7 protein-coding genes are annotated in these 3,517 nt (G+C 51.6%); 2 read left to right on the top strand and 5 right to left on the bottom strand.

The window, feature by feature from the left end; genetic code table 11:
- Both AC2VLY_RS03200 and AC2VLY_RS03195 read right to left on the bottom strand, forming a co-directional pair.
- Positions 1-443: glutathione S-transferase family protein (locus AC2VLY_RS03200; protein WP_486892506.1), on the bottom strand; the 443-nt coding region annotated here is incomplete at its 3' end.
- 31 nt (positions 444-474) lie between these two features.
- Positions 475-942, bottom strand: a complete 468-nt coding sequence (locus tag AC2VLY_RS03195) for a nuclear transport factor 2 family protein (protein ID WP_486892507.1) — start codon at positions 940-942, stop codon at positions 475-477.
- A 98-nt stretch (positions 943-1,040) separates the two neighbouring features.
- Between AC2VLY_RS03195 and AC2VLY_RS03190 the strand changes: the two genes are divergently transcribed.
- Positions 1,041-1,622, top strand: a complete 582-nt coding sequence (locus tag AC2VLY_RS03190; protein ID WP_486921760.1) for a TetR/AcrR family transcriptional regulator — start codon at positions 1,041-1,043, stop codon at positions 1,620-1,622.
- Positions 1,623-1,690: 68 nt separating this feature from the next.
- Here AC2VLY_RS03190 and AC2VLY_RS03185 read toward each other — a convergent pair whose 3' ends face one another.
- Positions 1,691-2,161, bottom strand: coding sequence for a GNAT family N-acetyltransferase (locus AC2VLY_RS03185; RefSeq protein WP_486892776.1), 471 nt, complete (start codon positions 2,159-2,161; stop codon positions 1,691-1,693).
- On the bottom strand, positions 2,161-2,640 hold the full coding sequence (locus AC2VLY_RS03180; protein ID WP_486921759.1) for a carboxymuconolactone decarboxylase family protein: 480 nt from the start codon (positions 2,638-2,640) through the stop codon (positions 2,161-2,163). The genes AC2VLY_RS03185 and AC2VLY_RS03180 overlap by 1 nt, the downstream gene beginning before the upstream one ends.
- 66 nt (positions 2,641-2,706) lie before the next feature.
- Here AC2VLY_RS03180 and AC2VLY_RS03175 point away from each other — a divergent pair, with 66 nt between their 5' ends.
- A complete protein-coding gene (locus AC2VLY_RS03175; protein ID WP_486892778.1) occupies positions 2,707-3,180 on the top strand; it encodes a MarR family winged helix-turn-helix transcriptional regulator in 474 nt (157 codons plus the stop codon).
- Positions 3,181-3,184: 4 nt separating this feature from the next.
- On the opposite strand, the gene AC2VLY_RS03170 is transcribed toward AC2VLY_RS03175, so the two are convergent.
- The coding region (locus tag AC2VLY_RS03170; protein ID WP_486921758.1) for a darcynin family protein at positions 3,185-3,517 on the bottom strand (333 nt) is incomplete at its 5' end.

Raw genomic sequence — 3,517 nt, 5'->3', positions numbered from 1 at the left:
CCAAGATGTGATTCAATAATCGTGAGGCAGCGTTGAAAGTTCGCATGTCCGCTGGATTGAACCGCAGGGAAGTCTGTGGCACCCAACACGAACCTTTCGGGTCGAAGAATCTGGGCAAATGTGACGTGAACGGTATTGGATGACCACGCCAGAAGTTCGAGACATCGCGCTTCGTCTTCTTTACCCGTTGAAGGGTAAAGCATGGCCTCGGGATACTTGCGTCCCAGGTAAGCAAGAATTGCCGGATTTTCGGTAAGTATGAAGTTGTTGATGATGAGGGCAGGGATGCGGCCTTTAGGATTAACGGCTAAATATTCTGGTGAATCATTATCGCGGTCAGCCGTCGAGACCCTACGAAGTTCAAAAACCTCTCCAATCTCGCGCAATACGACATGCGGCGCAAAGGAACAGGCCTCGGGGGAATAGTAGAGGACGATGGTCATAAGTTATGGAACGGGATGCCAGTGCTCATGCCTACAAACCGAGTTCACTCAGGCTTGGGTGGTCATCGGGCCTTCGTCCCAGCGGCCAGTGATAGAGGCGCTCTTTTTCCTGTATGGGGAGATCATTGATGCTTGCAAAGCGACGCTGCATCAAGCCCTGGCTGTTGAACTCCCACAGTTCATTGCCGTAACTGCGGTACCAATGGCCGGAATCATCATGCCATTCATAGGCGAAACGCACAGCCATACGGTGATTGCGGAATCCCCAGAGCTCCTTAATCAGTCGGTAATCTAACTCCTTCGCCCACTTACGCACCAGAAAAGACCGGATAGCCTCACGTCCTGCTGGAAATTCTGTTCGATTACGCCAGACTGTATCTGGGGTATAGGCCTTTACGACCAAATCGGGATCCCGCGTGTTCCATAGATCCTCAGCCATTCTCACTTTTAAGACCGCTGATTCTTCCGTAAAGGGAGGAATCAGAGTTGGTTCTGGCATGACGCAAACCCTCCTGCATGTAAGGATCAACAAAGTAGAACGATCTGTCTACTCTGATTATTCTAGACAATGTAGAAAGACCTGTCTACCATCATGCGATGAATGCACCAATCCATTCTTCATCCTCGAATCTGGAGAAGCCATCTGCTGCACGTGAACGCATTCTGCGCACGGCGCACACGCTTTTTTATCGCGAGGGCATCCGTAGCACGGGTGTTGATCGCATCATTTCCGAAGCAGGAGTCACCAAGGTGACTTTTTATCGGCATTTCCCGAGCAAAAACGATCTGATCCTGGCTTTTCTGGATTATCGCCACCACCTTTGGATGGACTGGTTTCAGGATGCCCTTCAACGATACGGTCATAATCTTCCGTCTATTACCCGAGCTTTGCAGGAGTGGTTTGCCGATCCCGCTTTTAGAGGTTGTGCATTTATCAATACACTCGGAGAAATGGGTAATTCCATGCCTTTGGTTGCGCAAAAAACCCTGCAGCACAAAGCCGAGCTGTGCAAACTCATTGAAAATTTATTACCCGATAGTAATGACAAAGCAGACATTGCACGTGCCATTGCCATGGCAATGGACGGCGCCATCATTCGCGCCGCGTGGGAAGAACCGGAGGAAGCCCTGCATGGGTTCAATCAATTGGTTGAAGGAGTCTGCAGACTCACACCGTAATTAAGGAATTCGCCCTTCTCCAGAACTTTGATGCTGTTCTTAGTAAGTCACCCATGAAATCTTTTCGCTCAGGACAACGCCATGCTGAAACGCAATGCCGTAACCAGCAATCCTTGGCGGTAATAAAAACGGTGTCCGAGTGAATTACTCATGGCTGCGTCCAATAACAGACTGGAACAGCCCAGTAGTTTGCCCTCTGCTTTTAATTCATCTACCAGAATCTTACCGTAACCACGACTGCGGCAGGACGCGTCAATGACCAGATCATCTACATAAACAAAGCGGCCATGCACCAGATTATCTTGCACACGAAATCCGGCCAGGCCTACAGGTTGGGTGGCATTCCACAGGGCGAGCAGGCGGTAACCCTGGATGCTCTGATCCTGCCAGCGCAGCAGGAATTCCTGTTCAGAAGCCAGGTGTGGTCGCAGTTGCTGCATGAGTGGATAGCAATTGCGGACTTCGCTTTCGTGGCTGACATAACGCAGATCGACAGCAGAAATATGCTCGCTGTTCGCGTGGGTTGTTTTCACCGTCATTATATATGCCCTCCCGTGATGGCAGGTGGCGGTGAAAAACGCAGGCCGACACCCAGTCGATTCCAGTAATTGATGGCGCCAATGGCCACCGTAAGATACGCCACTTCTTTTTCCGTGAACTGAGCCTGCAGTGCTTCATAGACGGAATCGGGTGCCCCCTGGGTCGTCAGCGCCGTCAGGCATTCCGCCCAAGCCAATGCGGCCTGCTCCCGTGCAGAAAAAATGCCAGCATCTTTCCAACCAGCCAGCAGATCCAACTTGACCGCTTCCACGCCAATTTGGCGGGCGATGTTCAGGTGATACTGGATACAAAATGCACAGCCATTGATTTGGGACACGCGCACCCTGATCAGTTCTGCCAGTTTTTGTTCAAGACCGGAATCCTTAACGGCGGAACCTATTGCCAAAAGCCCGGCGTACACTGAAGGTGCCATTTTGGTGAATACGGAATACTCAATGCGGGAATGCTCCATGGACATGACTTGTTCCTCCTGTGGGGGCTTGATAATATCAGAACCCTAACAATATATCAGGGTTCTTACAATATGCGCAGTACGGCTTTAAAACCACCCATCCCTCAAGCAGGAGAAGGCAAACGTGGAGAAAAAGGTTATTTAGGCTACCTGCTACGACAGGCTGCGGGCGCTTACCGGCACCAGATAGAATTGGCGCTTGCCGACCTGCATGTAACACCTCCGCAATTTTCCGTACTGACCATGCTGGCCGCCTATCCCGGCATTTCCAATGCCGATCTGGCTCGACTGGCTCTCCTCACCCCGCAAACAGTCAGCACCATTGTCGCCAATCTGGAACGCGCCGGAGCCATCGTGCGCCATCCGCATCATTACCATGGTCGTATCCAGCAGATTGATCTCAGCGAGACAGGCAAGTCGTTATTGGCGACCTGCCGTGAGCGCGTGCAGGGTATTGAGTGCCACCTAGCCGATGGGCTTTCCCGAGAGGAGGAATCGGTACTGCGGAAATGGCTGGTGCGCGTCGCCACATCAGCTCCACGGTAGTTATCTATCCCGCTTGCACACTGCCAGTCAGCGGATTCATCGCATAATAGGCGGCATAGCCATCTTCCACTGCGGGAATAATCTCCAGCACCTCAAAATAGTGGTCCCAGAAAATGGTGTCGCGCAATCCCTTTATGACGCCCTGATAGGCAATAAGATCAGAGGTTTCCCACACCACGATATCGCTGATGCGCGCGGTGTAGGATTCTGTGTCGAAAAAACGCATGCTGACGGTCGGATGGGCTTCGAGGATGGGGTTAACGTTCTCTTTGATGAATGCAAAGCGGACTTTTGGTTCCAGGTCTAACCATCGACGGGTGGTTTTGAGCAGCATAAA

Source organism: Acidithiobacillus sp. TH-A36, from assembly GCF_057473445.1.
The sequence above is the reverse complement of the archived record's forward strand: the minus strand, read 5'-3'. Positions and strand labels throughout refer to the sequence as shown.